The organism is Paenibacillus sp. RS8 (genome assembly GCF_041956825.1).
Lineage (GTDB): Bacteria > Bacillota > Bacilli > Paenibacillales > Paenibacillaceae > Paenibacillus_AQ.
This window is the reverse complement of the sequence record NZ_CP168131.1, coordinates 5,103,916-5,121,623: the sequence shown is the minus strand read 5'-3', so window position 1 is coordinate 5,121,623 and position 17,708 is coordinate 5,103,916. Positions and strand designations below refer to the sequence as shown.

Sequence of the window (17,708 nt, the reverse complement as noted above, 5' to 3'; positions counted from 1 at the left end):
ATTGAAATTATATATATATTAATTTAATAAATTTAGTGTACCTCATTAACCCCGATTTATTGAAAACACTTGAGTAATAGTGTTTAATTTTCTTAGTAGTTAATCAGTTTGAATTCTTATATATATGAATTTATTAATGAGGTGGAGAATTGAAATACAATAATCCGGTTATTAAAGGCTTCTATCCTGATCCGAGCGTTTGCAAAGTTAACGACACTTATTATTTGATCTGCAGTTCCTTTCAGTATTTTCCCGGTGTACCGATTTTGAGAGCAAAGATCTGGTGAATTGGACGCAAATCGGTCATTGCTTAACCCGGAAAAGCCAGATTCAACTGGAAACTGTGGGTAGCTCTGGTGGTGTATTCGCTCCCACCCTGCGTTACAATAATGGCCGATTCTACATGACGACTACGAATGACACTATGCGCCAAAACTTCTATGTATGGACTGACAATATTTACGGCGAATGGTCTGATCCGATTAGTGTCGATCAAGGCGGAATTGATCCGGATTTGTATTTTGAAGATGGTAAAACCTATTTCATGAGCAATGGAATAGACGATTATGATGTGAGTGGTATTGTTCAATGTGAAATCGAAATTGAAACCGGGCAGAAGCTGACACCAAGCCGTACAATCTGGCAAGGATCCGGCGGACGTTATTTGGAGAGTCCTCATTTATATAAAATAAATGGACGATATTATCTTCTAGCAGCTGAGGGTGGAACCGAATATGGTCACATGGAAACATATGCAAGGGGTGATTCTCCAACTGGCCCATTCACTGCCTATGCACATAACCCCGTATTGACTAATCGCAATTTGGGCGGTTACGAGCTCCAGGGCGTTGGCCACGGAGATCTGGTGCAAGACCATGAAGGAAATTGGTGGCTCTTTCATCTTGGATTCCGGCAGACTGGTCAGTATCTAACGTATCACCATTTGGGACGAGAGGTTTTTCTAACTCCGATTACCTTTGGCGAGGAGGGATGGTTTACAGCAGGGCATGAAGGTACCACTCTTATGAGTTTCGAGACTGATCGTATCGCGGACAGAATCATTCAGCAGGAGAAAAAAGACTTTACGTTCGAGAACACAGAATGGCATCTGGACTGGTGTTACCTGCGACATCCAATGACAGAAAGTTATCAGTTAGATACTGATAAAGTAAAGCTTAAAGGTACTGAAGTTACATTAGATATCCCGGCCTCCCCGACATTTATTGGTATTCGTCAAAAAGATTTTAACGCAGATATTTCGTGCGAAGTCAGCCTTACGAGCGGTGAGGCTGGAATTACGCTTTACATGGACGAAAATCATCATTATGATTTGGCCTTGCGTAAGCATCTAGAGGGTTACGAGATCATAGAACGGCTGAATATCGGAGATATCAAATCAATTGAAAAAATATTAAATATAGGCCAATGCAACCATGCCTCATTAGTCATTAAAAGCACCCCAACGCATTATCACTTCTACATGCAGGTAGACGCTACTGAGACCTTACTTGGTTCTGCGCAAACCAGATATCTCTCCTCAGAAATAGCTGGAGGGTTCACAGGTGTGCTGATTGGTTTGTACGCCACTGGAGATAGCCAAGATTCTAATGCGACATTCACAAAATTTAGCTGTAGTTATTCTTAAATTTCACTTTGAGCGATCTTATAATGACACTGGCAAGAACACCTAAAGATGATTGAAAAATGAATAAAAGTGGCAGTCACGAAGGCTGCTTTCCCCCGATTGACTGCCACTTCCTAATTAATATCCCATATCCTTTAATATTTTGGATAACGTGCTCAGACGCTCACCGATCATTTCATCATCATCGCTCAGCGCTTGACTGAACAGTTTAATATCTTCATTAATTCGCTCATTGTCCGTACAGATTCCTACGGTCATGGCATCCCCTTGCAAGCCAATTCGATCAATTATAGGCTGCTCAGTGTCATATAAATTCTCATATCGATACGCTTCCCGAAAATGTTCCAAAGACCGACAAATCAGAATGGACAAATCAAGAACACGATGGAGAGGGAGCTCCTCCGATTGTCTGGACCATTTTTCTCCAGTATATCTCCATACCTTAGCCGATATATCGACTTTTCCTCTATCGTTCCACTGGGCCAATCCAAGAGAAAGACCTTTTGCATCCGTATTTCCTGCCAATCGGCCGTCAACCTGCTCATAATTTTCCGATACAACAACAGGTTTATGTTTTAAAGTTGTAGGTATTTTCATATTATTTTCTTCCTCCAGTTACTATTTTACTAATTTACTAAACGACGGTTTCATCTTAGCTTGGATTTACTAGTTAGTCAATTCGTGGTTTATTATATCCTCTATCTCCGTATGGCTGTAACTTCTCTAACCATGGTTTTAGAATTTTCTTCCGTTCCCAGCGCATATCAGTTACCTTATCTATTTCCTTCTGTTCCAGTACCTCATACGTGAACGCATCGGCACCAAATTCTTTCCAATCCTTCTGGAGCTGGGCATTTGCAAATCTCCCTGAATCCAGCTGCATTTGCAGGGTAAGCCATTTGTTTTTCAAATTAGGATAGCTGTCGATAAAGATTTTGCCGTTGATTTGGTTTTTGATTTGAGCAACACCCATATAAATCTTAATTTGTTTGTACTCCTCGATCAGCTCTTTGCGTTTATTCATATCCATTTCATTCTCTCCTTATCGTAGTTATTGAATATTCATGGAATGATTATGCTCACTCTTACTTCTTTTCTTAACAACAATGGGAAGCAGAAAAAGCGCACCGATAACCACAAAAACACCACTCGTCATAAATACACCCATTAGGGAGAACGTATCCTTTAGGTAGCCGGAAATGAACATGCCAACGACCATCATTCCCATAAAAATAGGCATTATCGCTCCCGAAACCCGTCCAATAAAAGCGCCTTCGCTATTCCGCACAAGAAGTGTTTGAATCCCCCCTTGAATACAAGGATAAAACAAACCACTGATCACTAAAAAAATAATCGTCAGCCATATTTCCTTAGACGTACCCATTCCAACCGTACAGACGGCATTGACGAGCAAGCCTATCAACAGCAGTAGCTGTGGTCTTACTTTTTTGGCTATCGCGATTATGGCAGCTCCGCCTACTAACATGGATGCTCCATTAGCCATCACGAGCCACTGCAGAAATTGTTTGTCCTTATCCAAATTTTCGATGACTAGGAAGATTTGAAGCGGCTGAGTTAGTCCTGATGCCAATCCCACAGCCGAGAAAGTTAAACTAAGTGTTCTTAAGGGTTTACTCGAACCAATATAACGTAAGCCAGCCGTTAACTCATTGATGAACCCGCTGGCTTTTCCAGACTTCGGTTCCTCTTCATCCCGTGGAAGGGACGACAATATAAGCGAGGATCCCAGAAACATTACGGCTGTCAGAATTAGAGATACTTTAATTCCAAACATTATAAAAATAAACGTACCGATAACGGGTCCCAAAACTGTAAAGACAGCGACAAGTGTTTGGGACATAGCCATAACCCCCTGCAGTTGTTCAGCTGGTACATGTCTCTTATACAGTTTCATGGCCGAAGGCTGAGAAAATTGAGATAAACTTGCTGACACGAATGATCCGATGAGAAGTGCAACCCATCCGCCATTCATAACCGAAATCAGCACTACCCCGACGGACAAGCCAGATAACAAATCGCTCCATACCATGGTTCTCTTCGGTCGCCATCGGTCAGCAAAGGTCCCTCCAATCAGACCAAATATAAAGATCGGTGCAAATTCAGCAACCGATATCAAAGATACATCTACCGGATTATTATTTGTCAATTCAGAAACATAAAGAAGGACGGCATAATTCCGTATCCATATTCCGAGCTGCAACAACATACGGGAGAGAATAACTGTCCGAACATAACAATTGGAAAACATTTTTATACCCCTTATCCTTTACAGATTTTCACACCTTTTCGAAACTTCCTGACATGACAACCGGTTTATACTTTAACGTTGTGGTTATTTTCATTGCCTCACTCCAATTACTAATTTACTGATTTTATAATTTACTAATTCACTAAATCACTGCTTCAGTTTAAACAGGATATTATCGTTCGTCAAGTCGTTTTCGATATTCGATTTAAGTTTTTAAGGAACGTCACTTGCCTAAATCTAAAAAAGGAAACCCAAAGTCGTTAAAAATGACTGGGTTTCCTTCTCCATAGGAGCACTTTAATCTATTTTTCAAAAAATTCTTTAGCATATTCTACAACACCATGGACATCTGAAAGACCGCCATCTACAAGCTCAACGGCCATGAAATTATCGTCAGAAACTTCAAAGGGTGCCTCTATTCCATATTGACTAGCCTTTGTATAACCAAACTTCGGATAATACTTATCATGACCTAAAACAACAGCGCCCTTATAGCCAAGCTGTTTTGCGATTCTGTGCCCTTCAGTAATGAGCAGCTTCCCTATACCCTTGCTTTGCATTTCTGGTAATACAGCAACAGGTGCTAGCGCAATCAGAGTCTGGTCCCCCACTTTTATCTCTGTAAAAAGAATATGTCCTACGATTTCATTATCGTATTCAGCTACAAGTGACAACTCCGGAATAAACTTCGCTGATGTTCTAAGTCTATTTATTAAGTTGTGTTCATCATGGTCTGAGTAATCTGCCTTCTCAAATGCTTTTTGGACTACATGGTACACTTCGTTATTATCTTCAATTTTTTCTTGTCTAATGATTATGTCCATGAATTAACCTCCTCATAGTAATGACAAAGAAAAAAGTGAATACAGTCAATAGACTATATCCACTCCTATGCTTGAATTAGATGTATAAAGCATACTTTAAGAGAAAGAGCATGTCAAAAAAAGCATCCACTGGGACTTTTATTTGTATACTTGTGAGATTATTTCTGGCTAGCAAGGAATTCGTTAAGCTGTTTTTGCTTCTCAGCGATGACTTTGTCGAGGCCGGCTGATTTTTGGGCTACGATATATTTAGGCAACTCTTTGTCCAGATCGACCGACCCCGTCTCAAGCATTTTTTGATATTCTCTTAAAACGTTTGCAAGTGCCCCCACCTCTGATTTGACTGGTTCGCTGTCAAATGTGAAGCCAAGGGCCGGTGACGATTTGGCGCCTTCATTGAATTTTTTGAATTGCTCCCACTTGTCTGTTGCCTCTGAGTTCCAGACATAGTTCAGGAATTGATTACCCAGCTCCCAAGCAACACCTGGCGCGTACTGTCCTGATTTGTCAGTAGTTATCTAATTTCATGTATTTACTCTTACACTTCGATTCCTATACTGCTTTGGTGTTACACCCACATGCTTCTTGAATACTTTGATGAAATGCGCTTGGTCATAAAAAGTAAGTCGCGAACCAATCGATGAGATTATATCATTTGAAAGATCTAACAGTTTTTTGGCTTATTCTATACGTTCTCTTTGAATGAAATTCATCAGAGTCAACCCTAACTCTTCTTGAAGAGCTGTGATAAATAGTTTGGATTGAGTCTGGACACATCCGATAGCTGCTGTAATGTAATTTCTTCAAACAGATGAAAATAGATGTTATGTAATATAACACGAAGTAAAAAATAAGGCCGCATGTCAGAACCAAGGTTCAACAAACGGTCCTATGCAGCCACACAATAAAAGAGTTACTTTATAAACTTCTAGCCTCCATTCATTACGCCAGTATATTACCGGCTTATCGCCCTGCCATTCAACTGGAAGCCACACATAAGTATACTTGCTCGTATTATCAAAATGCCTTTTAAGCTTTCCCGGTAAGAGTATCGATTCTTTAGGTGATTTATTATTAACATTATTAAATATCAATTCCAAACGCGTTTTTATATCTCATAAATAAATGTTCCGCAGGTTACAATATGTGTTTCACCATTTGCTAGTTACAGTTCCATATATGCTGACATATTTCGCAATGGCATAAATTAAAGTACCTCCAGGTACAGGTTGAATAATAAAGGAATTTTCTCCAGATATACGTATGCCTCCAACTGTATCGAATAACCATTCACACACTGAACCCGGGGAGTAATGATTACGGATTGCTTCTCCATTCACCGACGTGGCCAAACATGTGGGCTATAGTCGACCCTATCTGTCACGAAAAGTTAAAAAGAAACTGGGCTTTGATTTAAGTGTTTTTATTAAACAGTGCAAGCTAGAAGAAGACAAAGATTAGCTGGCATTCTCCGACAAAAGGATTAGTGAAATAAGCACATACCTATGTTTCTCCAGTCAAAGTCATTTCCAGAAATCGTTTAAAGATAAATATGGGATTACACCGCTAATGTACCGGAAATCAGAGCTTCATCAGACCAAAAAGAGTAGAAGACAGATCAATCTGTCTTCTACTCTTTTGAATGCTGATTAACTGCAGCGTTACATTTAGTATTTTATTTCAGGTATATGCTATCCTAAATATCCTTTAACTAAGCCAAGCGGCAGTGGTTTGGGTTGCTCGCAGCTGGTGACCAGCTCCGCATACCGTTTAGAATCAGAACTTGTATGGAACGCATGCATAATCTCAAGTACATGATTGGCGAGTTCTCCGTTTGCACGCGGTGTTTCCCCTGTGTCGATGCAACGGGCCATGTCAGCTACGCCAATGCCTCTACTATTATCTGCATAGTTATAGATAAGCGGAATCTCCTGGAATTCCGGGCTGTGTGCCGGGCGTAGAAGGATCGGCCCTCCAAAGTTATTAGGGTCTGGTACGATCAAAGTTCCTTGCGATCCGTAGATCTCGATTCTCGGCAATGTGCTATGCCAAGTATCGAAGCTGGTGATTATCGTTGCCACAGCACCACTGTCAAACTCAATTGTTCCGGCAACATGTGTAGGCACCTCTACATCAATGACTTTACCAAACTTCTTTTCGCTAGTAATTGTTCTTTGGGCAAAGGAAGTTTTAGTGATGCCGCATACTGTCTTTGCTGGGCCCAGCAGAGACACTAGGGCAGTTAGATAGTAGGGCCCCATGTCAAACATCGGTCCGCCACCGGTTTTATAATAAAATTCCGGATCTGGATGCCAGCTTTCATGTCCATGACAGAGCATAAAGGCTGTTGCTGCCACCGGTTGTCCGATATAGCCGTCCGCAATCAGCTTGCTGCAGGTTTGCAGTCCACCTCCGAGGAAAGTGTCTGGCGCGCAGCCGAGGAACAGATTCTTTTCCTTCGCCAGGCGAACTAGCTCGGTGCCATTTTCAAGGGAAAGGGATAATGGCTTTTCCACATACACATGCTTACCGGCTAACAAGGCTTGTTTACACACATCAAAATGAAAATTAGGCGTTGTCAGATTAACAACAATTTCAACCTCTTCCGAAGCAAGTAATTGCTCTGTCGTCCACACATGAGGAACTCCATATTTCTCCGCTGCCTGCTCTGCTCTTTCTTTATCCAAGTCGGAGCAAGCATACACCTCAGTATTAACAAAGGTACCGTTCAAATTTTCAAAATAAATGCTGCTGATGTTTCCGCAGCCGACTATACCTACCTTCACTTTGCGCAAGATCATTCCCACCTTATCTCAGTTTTAGTTAGCCGCCCATAAAAAACCTTTTCGCATCAGTTCCTTGGCTTCCGGAATATCGAAAACATCGGCATGATGCCCAAGTGAATTATAGAAAACCTTGCCTTTTCCCCATTTCTTTGTATATACAACGGGCATTGTGATGACACCATTCGCTGAATGCTCACCCTCACTCATTACAAACGTAGTTGTTGCTAAAACATCTACCGCCGGATCCACATGTAAATAGTATTGCTCCGATTTCACCTTAAAGTCTTGGATGCCCTCCACAATGGCGCTTGAGCCAGAGTGTACTATATTGACTTCGTACTCTACCCCATCGTTAAATGGATGCGCCACCCACTGAGATCCGGTCAAAAATTGCCAATCTGTATTGTTACGGAAGGAGTCGCACATCCCTCCATGACAACCGGCAATTCCTACGCCAGAAGCTACAGCCTTCAGAACGGAAGATACCTGATCATTGCTGATTTCTCCCATGGTCCACACCGGTACAATAAGACTTAAGTCGGCAAGCTTTTCTGCATTGTTGAAGCTATCTAGTGTATCAGACACTTCAACCTCAAAACCCTCAGCTTCAAGTATGCCAGCGAATATCGCAGCTACTTCATTAGGTTCATGCCCATCCCATCCACCTTTTACAATCAATGCCTTCTTCGTCATGCTGCAATCTCCTTTTTATATGAAATCTAGCTTACTTCCATCTGATGAAATTGTAATCCAGATTGGAGATATCTGCTCGCCATTTCACTTGTGTGAATGGTCATTTTTTGCTAAGTTTTAAAGGTGAACATTCAATTCAATTCAAATCGCATGAACAGGAGATCCTATGAAAGCTTTTCACGAAAATAGAACCTATCATTCGAATTTTCCTTTCACAGTAATAGTGTCTGATAATATAGATTTCCTAGCCCACTGGCATAATGATCTTGAATTAGTCTATGTATTCGAGGGCTCCATTCGGATGGGAATCAATTCGGAAACGCGGGTCTTGGAAGCTGGTGACATGGCTATATGTAGCAGCGGAGACATCCATTACTATGAGAGCAAGGACGGCAGTTCTAAGATAATGATGGTTATTTTTAATCCTTCTTTAATCGGTTTTCCTGGAGGGTGGCCCCTAAATGTGAGACTGACCTCTCCTTTTATTGATAAGTGCTTAGTCATTAGAGAAGATGAAGTAGCTATCAACAACCGGCTTTCTGCCATTATGCAGGAGCTTATGCGCGAATATAATCAGAAACTTGAATATCATGAACAGTTAATCATTGGCTTGTTGCACGAATGGAGTGGACTCATTTTACGGCATGTCCCTTTGGATAAAATAAATCCACAGAAAGACAAAAGGCGTATTACTAACATGAAGGTTATGCAGGAGGTTCTTGAATATCTCGACGTCAACTATATGCATTCCATCACACTTGCTGACGCTGCACGCCAAGCCAATATGAGCCTCTTTTATTTCTCACGCTTCTTTAAGAGCATTTCAGGTATGAGCTATATTGTGTACCTCAGCAACATCCGGGTTAATCAGGCAGAACAACTGCTGCTGACCACAGACAAATCCATTCTGGAGATCGCACTGGAATGTGGTTTCACTAATATCCGTACCTTCAACAGAGTATTTAAACAAATTAAACAGCGGACTCCAAGTGAATTGCGTTAAATCATTTATTGCGTAAAAAAGCCTATGATCCTTTGGCTCTGATCATAGGCTTAATTTAATTTGTTTACCTAAAGGTATTATCCGTTGATGGTTAAGTACAAATAGTACGGCTTATGGCTATCAATAACTACTGGGCTCCTACGATGGGATGCGGAACATACAGTTCTTCTAGGAATAATATTTCTTCAGGAGATAATTTCACCGATAGCGCATCTACTGAATCTTCGAGCTGAGCGATTTTCGTTGAACCAACAATAGGCGCAGCTACAGAAGCTTTTTGCAGCAGCCATGCAAGTGCGATATGTGTACGCGGAACACCGCGTTTCTCTGCCAATGAGGCTACTCGCTCAACAATCAACCGATCTACATCAGCGGTTGAATCATACTTGGATTTTTGAATGAGATCGGTTTCGGATCTACGCGTTGCTTCCGACCAATCTCGAATCAATCTTCCTGATGCTAGAGGACTGTAAGGAGTTACCGCAATTTTTTGATCCTGACAGAGCGGCATCATTTCTCTTTCCTCTTCGCGGTAGATGAGATTAAGGTGATTTTGCATGGATACAAAACGAGTCCAGCCATTCTTCTCGGCCACATGTAATGCTTTTTGAAATTGCCAAGCATACATGGCAGAGGCACCGATATATCTGGCTTTTCCAGACTTCACCACATCATGCAACGCTTCCATGGTTTCTTCAATGGGTGTGTTGTAATCCCAGCGGTGTATGATATAGAGATCCACATAATCGGTCCCAAGTCTTTTCAAACTGTTATCTATTTCGCTCATAATAGCTTTTCGGGAAAGCCCACCACCATTTGGACCTGGACGCATCTGCCCCCAGACCTTCGTGGCAAGAACAATTTCCTCCCGATTCGCATAGTCCTTAAGCGCACGTCCGATAATTTCTTCACTAGAACCACTTGCATAAATATTAGCCGTATCAAAAAAGTTGATGCCGAGCTCTAGCGCTCTTTTAATAATAGGACGGCTGTTCTCCTCATCAAGCACCCATTGATGCCCTCCAGGCAACACCTCTCCAAAGCTCATACAACCAAGGCAAATCCGTGAGATGTCCATTCCCGTATTTCCAAATTTAATATATTCCACAGAGCATGCCTCCATTTCTAAGATTCTATAAGATTCAATTTCTAAAGTGCCTCAAACCATTCATCATTGACAGCTTCAAACCATTCCGTTTCCCCTGGCGTCATGGCCAAATGCACGAACCAGCTATCCTTTGTCGCACCGTGCCAATGTCTTACATTAGGTGGAATGTTGACCACATCACCTGTTTTGAGCAATTGGGCAGGCTTCCCTTCTTCCTGATACCACCCATTTCCTCCGGTGACTAACAGAACTTGACCAACCCGATGCGCATGCCAGTTATTTCGGGCGCCTGGAGCAAAAGTTACATTACCAATCGCGGTATTAAGCGGCGCTGGATCTGTAAACACCATTTGCAAATAAGCGTCACCCGTAAAGTTTGCTTTAACTTTTTCCCCTAATGGAAAAATAGTACTGTTGCTGAGCTGTTCATTTTTCATCATAAATTCCTACTTTCTGTCTATTATTATTGTTGAAAAAATCAAGTGCTACGTCCCTCTTATTCACCCACTGGAAAGTCAGTTGAAGCTGCTTGATCGGTCTGCGACTCGTAGTCAGCAACACGGGCTTTCAGTGTCGAAATCGTGCTTGCCAGTGCTTGAGATCCGAGTACCATTCGAATCGGTGCTGGTTCTAGTTCGACACTTTCAATGATGCGGGTAGCCATCCGCACAGGATCTCCAGGAGCTAAACTTTTAGAAGCATCCAACATGTTCAAAAAGCTATGTGCCGGATTCCCTTCGTATTCTGGCATTAGATCCGCAACCTGTGCGCTACCATATCGGAACTCAGTACGGGCGCCTCCTGGCTCTACCAATGTAATACCAATATTATAAGCAGCAACCTCCTGAGCCACTGACTCACAAAAGCCCTCAATGCCAAATTTGGTTGCATGATACAAAGAATTACCGGGAAAGGCTACCTGACCACCATAAGAAGAGATTTGAATAATGCGGCCACCACCCTGTGTACGCATATGCGGGAGAGCTGAGCGGATCAGCTGGATGGATCCCGTTAGATTGGTAGCAATAATATGATCAACTTCGGCATCAGAGAGTTCTTCAGCAGCCCCGAATAGACCATAGCCAGCATTACTTATGATAACGTCGATACTTCCAAGCTTTTCAAAAGAATCATCGACAAGATTACGAATAGCAGGAACATCGGTCACATCTAGAATCTCGCAACAGAAGGTTTCAGGATACTTCTTTATGAGGTCGGCGACCTTATCTTTGTTACGAACAGTGCCAATAACCTTGTCATCCTTCTCAAGAAGTTGTTTGGTCATCTCATAACCAAAACCACTACTGACACCTGTAATTAGCCATGTACGATTGTTCATAATCAATCCCTCCTAAACTTCTTATTCCGATTTAGCTGCTGCTTCATTCACACACCGCAGAGCATTTAGACTACGCGGATAACCTATGAAAGGGATGCATTGAGATATAATTTTGTAGCCTGGAAACATTCTTTCATGATACGTCTTTGCTGCATCTGTTAATCCCATTATCTAACCCTCCTATTAAACACTTTTCTCATCAAAATAAACGATTACTAGATAAACATATTGATATCACTTTTTAGATAACGAGTATTTAATACGCATAATTACAATAATGATCACATGTCTATTATTATAATCTGATTAAACTTGGTGCCAATTGTTAATTTGACGCGATTTGTATAGTAATAAACAAAACCGTCGAATTTGTTTATTTTCTGCTACGTATTTGCATATCTTTTATTAATTTAAGTGAATAAATTCAAACAGATATCCCATTTGATGAGTTTGTTATAGTATGTTATATAAAGAATTCTTACTCTATTTTTGATTTATAAAGAAAGTTCGGTGAGCAAATTGCCTAAAGTTGATCGAAGAATCCTTAAAACACAGGAAGCCTTGAAGACAGCTGTAATTGACCTAATGTCCGTGAAAAAATTTGATGATATAACCCTTCAGGAACTCTCAGATAAAGCAAATGTGAGTCGTGGTACCATTTACCTTCACTACATGGATAAATATGATCTACTTGATAAACTTATCGAGAACCATATCAATGAACTTCGTGAGAAATGTGAAGCAGCATCTGATTTGGATTTTGTGACGGGATCTGTGATTTGGACGGAATATTTTGAGAGTAACTATGCATTTTTCTCCATGATGTTGGCTAGTAAAGGAGCACCTTTCTTCCGGAGTCGCTTTCTAGAATTTCTAATCGAAGAGTTTAAAGACGAAGTGGATATCACAAAAGGTAAAAACGAAGGCTTAAATAAAGATCTAGTCGTACAATTTGTAGCTTCTTCTTATGTGGGTGTCGTTGAATGGTGGTTTAAGAATGAAAGACCTGTAACTTATCTAGAATTAGCAGCGCAACTGGGAGCCTTGTTGGAAAGAAATTGTACAAATAACCCCTCATCCTAATGGATGAAGGGTGAACTTGAAAAAAAGTATCTTCCTTAGAAACCATATTTAGCTTCTTCAGCCTCTCGAATTTTGGCATAAGTCTCAGAGAGCACATAGGTATCTTCCACTAAGCGATCTATACGGAATAGCACATCATCATTTACTATTTCTTTTCGATAAAAATCCTTCTCTTCTATAAATACATACGTTTGAACAATTTGCGCTTTCATATAGGCCAATATCGGTTTCAATTGCTGCTCAGCTACCAGATAGTGACGTGCAGAACCTGCCGTGACGAGCATACTTACAACCTTGTGTTGAAATGCTTTTTCGGGTGCTAAATCGAATATATTCTTTAGTGTTGCTGGGATGGAAGCTTGAAATATAGGCGTTCCGATTACGATAACATCTGCTTCCATGATTGTTTGAATTACGTACTTGGTGTCCCCTTCGTATTCCAGATAATTGCGACCATCACTGAACTGAACATCATACTCCGCCAGATCTAGAAGCGTAACTACTGCATCTTGGTATTTTTCATGAAACGAATTTACTGTGTAATTCATAGCGATTCTGGTTTTCGAGCCTATCTTTGACCCTGATAATGCTACGATTTTCATATTTTTGACCTCCCGGAATTTATTTTTTTGCCGTATATTTTTTAATAGCTGGTAGAATTTCAGAACCGATTAAATCTATGTTTTTCATTAAATTTTCAAAAGGTACGCCACCAAAATCCATTTGTGCGATATATCGTTGATGGCCGAAAAGTTCATGTTGATATAGAATTTTCTCAATGATTTCCTGTGGGCTGCCAATATTCATAACATCGCGGGGATCGGCTCCTTGAGCAAACGCTTGTTTAGGAAAACCACGTCCATTGGTTAATTTCATTCCTTCGTTTATATAAGGATAATAGGCTCTTTGTGCCTTTTGTGTCGTTTCATCCGCGTAAAAGAATCCAGCAGTCGCTACAGGCAGCTTCGACGGATCGAATCCGTTCTGGCTTGCGGCTTCACGATAAGCATCAATGGATCTTTTAAACAAGACTGCAGGACCCCCTAAATGGGCCAAAAACATAGGAACACCTGCAATGCCTGCTTTAATCGCACTGGCAGAAGTTCCCCCTACAGCTCTCCATATCGGTAAGTTTCCCTCAGGACGGGGGAGGATTCTTGCATTTTTGAGAGGGTTACGAAATTCTCCCTTCCAATTCATAACTTCGTTTTCATTTATCTTTAATAACAAGTCGAATTTTTCTTCAAATAATTCCTCATAATTATTAAGATCATAGCCCAATAATTCATATAACCCCACTCTAGAGGCACGGCCAGCTATTATTTCAGCTCGACCATTTGAAATCAAATCAATTGTAGCGAAATCTTCGTACACCCTAACCGGATCAGAGGTACTTATAATCGTTGATGAGCTACCTAGTTTCATTTTCTTAGTAGCCTGTGCAATTGCTGACAGCACAACGGTATGCGCCTGAGTAGCAAAATACTCTTGATGACTCTCTCCTACACTAAAAAAATCAATTCCTGCTTGCTCCGCTAATTGAGCCAAGTCAATAATTTCACGTATGCGTTGTTTGGCAGATATTCGGCTCCCAGTTTCAGGGTTCGCTAGATGATCACCTAATGTATAAAGTCCAAACTCTAAGCCGTTGTCTGTATTGATCCGATATTGTTCCATGATTATCCTCATTTCTATAAGAAGCTAGAATTTATTTATGATTTATTCATTAAATATAATTAAGTAAGTCACTATATTAAGTATAGTTAAATGCTTGCATAATGTCAAACTAATGATCCTGTTCCATTGCGCACTATTGCCGAACGAATCGGGATCTCCGTTGATTGGGATGTAGCAACTAGAACAGCGATCATTACCACGGATGATGTCTTTCGTGCTGAACTCGAATCTCCTGAGGAGGCTGTACTCTTACATATCGAAGAGGAAGATGGCGTAGAATCGCTTACGTTGAAATACGTCGATCGTTTAAAAAACGGGAGTTTGGACTGGAGTTTGGATTTAGGCATGGTGGATGATGGAGACGACGTCCAAGTGAAGAGGAGCGGACAACTCGTTAGTGTCGGTCTGTTCTAATAAGTTCTTAAGAAGCAATTCAGTCATTTTGAGGTAAGTTACAAAGTTCATGATAAGAAAGTAACTCACACCTATGATATCGCGGGTAAATAAGGCATGTTTTTTGACATTCCTGAGGAAGTGACAAGCGGGGAGATAACTTTCTTTGGGAAAAACGGTTACACATTCGAAACGTATTTCTGGTGAGTTGACAAGCTTAAACAAACGTAAAAGGTACCCAAGTTGGGTACCTTTTACGTTTTTTCACTGATGGCCGAGCCATTATGTTGTATTGCGAGTCTAACCAGTATACTCGCACCATGACCTAGCATCGCTTCATCGATATTAAACTGTGGCTGATGGATAGAATGGAGAATTCCCTTCTCCTTATTGCCGCAACCAATAAAGGCGAAGGCACCAGGAACTTTTTCAAGATACCAACCAAAATCCTCACCAGCCAGACTTGGCTGCTCCAGAAGTATTACCTGATCCTCTCCTAGAACTGCACGGGCTGCATGAAGCACCTGCTGCACCGCTTCCGCATTATTCACTACTGCAATTCCCTCACGTAGCTCCAGCTTGTATTTCCCTCCGTAAGACTCAGCTATAGCTGAAGCATGACGTTGTAAACCATTTGTAATTGCAGCTACCGTCGTCTTGGTAAATGCTCTGAACGTTCCTGTCAGTACACTGTGTTCAGCGATCACATTAACAGCAGTACCAGCCTGCAACGTTCCGAAGGCCAACACCGCCGCCTCCTGCGGATCGATTCGATTAGCCATCATTCCGTTAATCTCTCCTATATATCGTGCCGCCATCTGGATCGCATCTACAGCTCTGTGCGGAGCACTATGATGACCGGATGTCCCCTGAAATTCCACCTTAAAGTGGCTGGATGCTGCCATGGCATCATGAGGGGGAATGCCAAGCATTCCGACTGGAAGCTCTGGCATGACATGTAGCGCGTAGGCATAGTCGACACCTTCCAGCAAGTTATCCTCAATGAGATCGCGGCCACCCGAGAGTAATCTTCCATCAAGAGGACTCTTGACAGCGCCTTCCTCAGCTGGTTGAAAGACGAAAATGATCGTGCCAATCAATCGTTCGCGGAAGGCTGCCAGGGTTCGGGCAGCCCCCAACAGCATAGCGGTATGGGCATCATGGCCACAGGCGTGCATGATGCCGTCATTGACTGACTTGTAAGGCAACTCATTGCACTCTTGTATCGGCAGGGCATCCATATCTGCCCTTAGAAGAAGAGTGGGCCCACTATTGCCATTGTCTGCTAAGCCTTGCAGAAGGCCGACCACTCCCATTCCGAAATGTTTGCCGACATTTCTCCGTACTGTGATCCCCCACTCCTCCAACAATTCTGCTACTTTATTAGAAGTGCGGACGACATCATACAGTAGCTCCGGATGGGCATGCAAATCACGACGGTATTCAATCATTTCATCCTGCAGCTGGCCGGCGTAATGCATCATCTCCGCAATATTCGAGTTTTGGTGGATTGCGAATACTGGATCAACCGTCAAATTTGCCCTGCTGGCTGAGAAGCTTTGGAATAGCGGTTCTCCGGCAACGGAATGCCGAGATTTCCACGTAGCGTGTCACTTTCATATTCAGTGCGGAACAAACCCCGCTCCTGGAGAATCGGAACTACCCGATCGATGAATTCCTCCAGTCCGTTAGGGACAGCAGCCGCAATCATAAATCCATCTGCCCCGCCACTCTCAAACCAAGCTTGAATCTGATCAGCTACTTGCTCTGGTGTGCCAATGAAGCTGCTGCGTGGGGTAGCCGATTGCAAGGCGACCTGTCGAAGCGTCAAGCCTCTCTCCTTCGCATCCTTTTTGATTTTATCCGTGCCGCTTTGGAAGCTATTGCGCCCCAACTCGCCAAGCTCAGGGAATGGCTCATCCAGCGGATATTGCGAGAAATCATGATGCTCGAAGAATCTGCCTAAGTAGTTCAGTGCATTCTCAATCGTTACAAGGCCAGCAACCTCCTGGTATTTGCGCTCTGCCTCCTCCGGTGTGTCACCGATGATTGGAGCGATTCCAGGGAAGATCAGCACCTCATCCGGATTCCGGTCAAACGAAGCTACCCGTGTCTTGACATCGTTATAGAATGCTTGGGCATCTTCTAGCGTTTCGTGTCCAGTGAAGATAGCATCTGCTTCCTTGGAGGCGTAATTCTTACCGACTTCCGAGGATCCTGCCTGAAATACGACAGGCTGCCCCTGTTTCGAACGAGCAATATTCAGCGGTCCCTTCACAGAGAAGAACTCTCCTTGATGGTCCAGGGCATGCATTTTTTGCGGATCAAAGAATACACCTGATTCCTTGTCTCGTACAAACGCATCATCTTCCCAAGAATCCCATAGTCCGCGTGTCACCTGCAAATATTCGGTGGCAATGCGGTAGCGCTTGCCATGGTCAGGATGCTCTTTTTTGCTGTAATTTGACGCAGAACCTTCCAGAGGTGAAGTCACCACATTCCAGCCGGCCCGGCCGCCGCTGATTACATCCAGTGAACCGAATTGACGCGCTACGGTAAATGGTTCACTGTACGAGGTAGACAACGTACCAACTAAACCGATGTTAGTGCTGACGGCTGCGAGTGCGCTAAGAATGGTCAGCGGCTCAAACCGGTTAAGGAAATGAGGAATGGACTTTTCATTAATGTACAGACCGTCTGCGATGAAGATCAGATCCAACTTGCCTTCTTCTGCCTTCTGTACCCACTCTTTGTATAATTCAAAGTTTACACTGGCATCAGGTTTGGCATCTGGATGGCGCCACATCGACGTGCTGCCTCCTACCCCATGCAGCAGTGCACCCAGCTTCAGTTGTCTTGGTTTGGTCATGTTCATTCCTCCTAAAAGT

22 protein-coding genes and 1 pseudogene are annotated in these 17,708 nt (G+C 42.4%); 6 read left to right on the top strand and 17 right to left on the bottom strand.

Going from position 1 to position 17,708, the window contains the following annotated elements:
* Window positions 1-149: 149 nt before the first annotated feature.
* Together ACDZ28_RS24290 and ACDZ28_RS24285 are read left to right on the top strand one after the other, a co-directional pair.
* Window positions 150-937 (top strand): annotated as a pseudogene (locus ACDZ28_RS24290) (glycoside hydrolase family 43 protein); the annotation flags it as partial.
* An 87-nt stretch (window positions 938-1,024) separates the two neighbouring features.
* Window positions 1,025-1,645 (top strand): hypothetical protein, encoded by a 621-nt coding sequence (locus tag ACDZ28_RS24285; RefSeq protein ID WP_375105409.1) that lies wholly within the window; start codon window positions 1,025-1,027, stop codon window positions 1,643-1,645.
* Between the two features lie 117 nt (window positions 1,646-1,762).
* Here the strand turns inward: ACDZ28_RS24285 and ACDZ28_RS24280 are convergent, their stop codons facing one another.
* The 7 genes from ACDZ28_RS24280 to ACDZ28_RS24250 all read right to left on the bottom strand — a co-directional run bounded on the left by ACDZ28_RS24280 (window position 1,763) and on the right by ACDZ28_RS24250 (window position 6,078).
* Entirely contained in the window at window positions 1,763-2,242 is a 480-nt protein-coding gene (locus ACDZ28_RS24280; protein WP_042127831.1) for a DUF6530 family protein, read from the bottom strand.
* Between the two features lie 73 nt (window positions 2,243-2,315).
* Window positions 2,316-2,675 (bottom strand): GIY-YIG nuclease family protein, encoded by a 360-nt coding sequence (locus tag ACDZ28_RS24275; RefSeq protein ID WP_375102970.1) that lies wholly within the window; start codon window positions 2,673-2,675, stop codon window positions 2,316-2,318.
* A gap of 21 nt (window positions 2,676-2,696) precedes the next feature.
* Window positions 2,697-3,914, bottom strand: coding sequence for an MFS transporter (locus tag ACDZ28_RS24270; protein ID WP_375102969.1), 1,218 nt, complete (start codon window positions 3,912-3,914; stop codon window positions 2,697-2,699).
* Between the two features lie 302 nt (window positions 3,915-4,216).
* Window positions 4,217-4,738, bottom strand: coding sequence for an N-acetyltransferase (locus ACDZ28_RS24265; RefSeq protein WP_341112937.1), 522 nt, complete (start codon window positions 4,736-4,738; stop codon window positions 4,217-4,219).
* A gap of 158 nt (window positions 4,739-4,896) precedes the next feature.
* A complete protein-coding gene (locus ACDZ28_RS24260) occupies window positions 4,897-5,193 on the bottom strand; it encodes a DUF3502 domain-containing protein (protein ID WP_375105408.1) in 297 nt (98 codons plus the stop codon).
* Window positions 5,194-5,262: 69 nt separating this feature from the next.
* Window positions 5,263-5,409 (bottom strand): helix-turn-helix domain-containing protein, encoded by a 147-nt coding sequence (locus ACDZ28_RS24255; RefSeq protein WP_375105407.1) that lies wholly within the window; start codon window positions 5,407-5,409, stop codon window positions 5,263-5,265.
* Between the two features lie 480 nt (window positions 5,410-5,889).
* Window positions 5,890-6,078 carry an alpha-L-rhamnosidase C-terminal domain-containing protein gene (locus ACDZ28_RS24250; protein WP_375102968.1) on the bottom strand — a complete coding sequence of 63 codons (189 nt, stop codon included), beginning with the start codon at window positions 6,076-6,078 and terminating at the stop codon, window positions 5,890-5,892.
* Window positions 6,079-6,199: 121 nt separating this feature from the next.
* Here ACDZ28_RS24250 and ACDZ28_RS24245 point away from each other — a divergent pair, with 121 nt between their 5' ends.
* Complete coding sequence (locus ACDZ28_RS24245) at window positions 6,200-6,391, top strand: helix-turn-helix domain-containing protein (RefSeq protein ID WP_375105406.1); 192 nt, start codon at window positions 6,200-6,202, stop codon at window positions 6,389-6,391.
* 38 nt (window positions 6,392-6,429) lie between these two features.
* Here the strand turns inward: ACDZ28_RS24245 and ACDZ28_RS24240 are convergent, their stop codons facing one another.
* Both ACDZ28_RS24240 and ACDZ28_RS24235 read right to left on the bottom strand, forming a co-directional pair.
* On the bottom strand, window positions 6,430-7,533 hold the full coding sequence (locus ACDZ28_RS24240) for a Gfo/Idh/MocA family protein (RefSeq protein WP_375102967.1): 1,104 nt from the start codon (window positions 7,531-7,533) through the stop codon (window positions 6,430-6,432).
* A 24-nt stretch (window positions 7,534-7,557) separates the two neighbouring features.
* Window positions 7,558-8,217 carry a ThuA domain-containing protein gene (locus ACDZ28_RS24235; RefSeq protein ID WP_375102966.1) on the bottom strand — a complete coding sequence of 220 codons (660 nt, stop codon included), beginning with the start codon at window positions 8,215-8,217 and terminating at the stop codon, window positions 7,558-7,560.
* A gap of 223 nt (window positions 8,218-8,440) precedes the next feature.
* Here ACDZ28_RS24235 and ACDZ28_RS24230 point away from each other — a divergent pair, with 223 nt between their 5' ends.
* Entirely contained in the window at window positions 8,441-9,220 is a 780-nt protein-coding gene (locus ACDZ28_RS24230) for a helix-turn-helix domain-containing protein (protein WP_375102965.1), read from the top strand.
* Window positions 9,221-9,347: 127 nt separating this feature from the next.
* Here ACDZ28_RS24230 and ACDZ28_RS24225 read toward each other — a convergent pair whose 3' ends face one another.
* Genes ACDZ28_RS24225 through ACDZ28_RS24210 form a run of 4 tightly spaced genes read right to left on the bottom strand, consistent with a single transcriptional unit; the run spans window position 9,348 to window position 11,835 of the window.
* A complete protein-coding gene (locus ACDZ28_RS24225) occupies window positions 9,348-10,328 on the bottom strand; it encodes an aldo/keto reductase (protein ID WP_375102964.1) in 981 nt (326 codons plus the stop codon).
* A 41-nt stretch (window positions 10,329-10,369) separates the two neighbouring features.
* On the bottom strand, window positions 10,370-10,765 hold the full coding sequence (locus tag ACDZ28_RS24220) for a cupin domain-containing protein (protein WP_076120921.1): 396 nt from the start codon (window positions 10,763-10,765) through the stop codon (window positions 10,370-10,372).
* 59 nt (window positions 10,766-10,824) lie between these two features.
* A complete protein-coding gene (locus ACDZ28_RS24215) occupies window positions 10,825-11,667 on the bottom strand; it encodes an SDR family oxidoreductase (RefSeq protein WP_375102963.1) in 843 nt (280 codons plus the stop codon).
* A 21-nt stretch (window positions 11,668-11,688) separates the two neighbouring features.
* Window positions 11,689-11,835 (bottom strand): hypothetical protein, encoded by a 147-nt coding sequence (locus ACDZ28_RS24210; RefSeq protein ID WP_375102962.1) that lies wholly within the window; start codon window positions 11,833-11,835, stop codon window positions 11,689-11,691.
* 351 nt (window positions 11,836-12,186) lie between these two features.
* Here ACDZ28_RS24210 and ACDZ28_RS24205 point away from each other — a divergent pair, with 351 nt between their 5' ends.
* Window positions 12,187-12,750: a TetR/AcrR family transcriptional regulator gene (locus ACDZ28_RS24205; protein WP_375105405.1), complete on the top strand. Its 564-nt coding sequence runs from the start codon at window positions 12,187-12,189 to the stop codon at window positions 12,748-12,750.
* Window positions 12,751-12,785: 35 nt separating this feature from the next.
* Here the strand turns inward: ACDZ28_RS24205 and ACDZ28_RS24200 are convergent, their stop codons facing one another.
* Entirely contained in the window at window positions 12,786-13,352 is a 567-nt protein-coding gene (locus ACDZ28_RS24200; RefSeq protein ID WP_375102961.1) for an NADPH-dependent FMN reductase, read from the bottom strand.
* A gap of 19 nt (window positions 13,353-13,371) precedes the next feature.
* The gene (locus ACDZ28_RS24195) at window positions 13,372-14,427 is read right to left on the bottom strand and encodes an LLM class flavin-dependent oxidoreductase (RefSeq protein WP_375102960.1); all 1,056 of its coding nucleotides are present in this window, start codon (window positions 14,425-14,427) and stop codon (window positions 13,372-13,374) included.
* A gap of 126 nt (window positions 14,428-14,553) precedes the next feature.
* Here ACDZ28_RS24195 and ACDZ28_RS24190 point away from each other — a divergent pair, with 126 nt between their 5' ends.
* Complete coding sequence (locus ACDZ28_RS24190) at window positions 14,554-14,841, top strand: hypothetical protein (RefSeq protein WP_076120889.1); 288 nt, start codon at window positions 14,554-14,556, stop codon at window positions 14,839-14,841.
* 233 nt (window positions 14,842-15,074) lie between these two features.
* Here the strand turns inward: ACDZ28_RS24190 and ACDZ28_RS24185 are convergent, their stop codons facing one another.
* Together ACDZ28_RS24185 and ACDZ28_RS24180 are read right to left on the bottom strand one after the other, a co-directional pair.
* On the bottom strand, window positions 15,075-16,355 hold the full coding sequence (locus tag ACDZ28_RS24185; RefSeq protein ID WP_249923620.1) for a M20 family metallopeptidase: 1,281 nt from the start codon (window positions 16,353-16,355) through the stop codon (window positions 15,075-15,077).
* Window positions 16,352-17,689: an LLM class flavin-dependent oxidoreductase gene (locus ACDZ28_RS24180; RefSeq protein ID WP_042127812.1), complete on the bottom strand. Its 1,338-nt coding sequence runs from the start codon at window positions 17,687-17,689 to the stop codon at window positions 16,352-16,354. The genes ACDZ28_RS24185 and ACDZ28_RS24180 overlap by 4 nt, the downstream gene beginning before the upstream one ends.
* Between the last annotated feature and the right edge of the window lie 19 nt (window positions 17,690-17,708).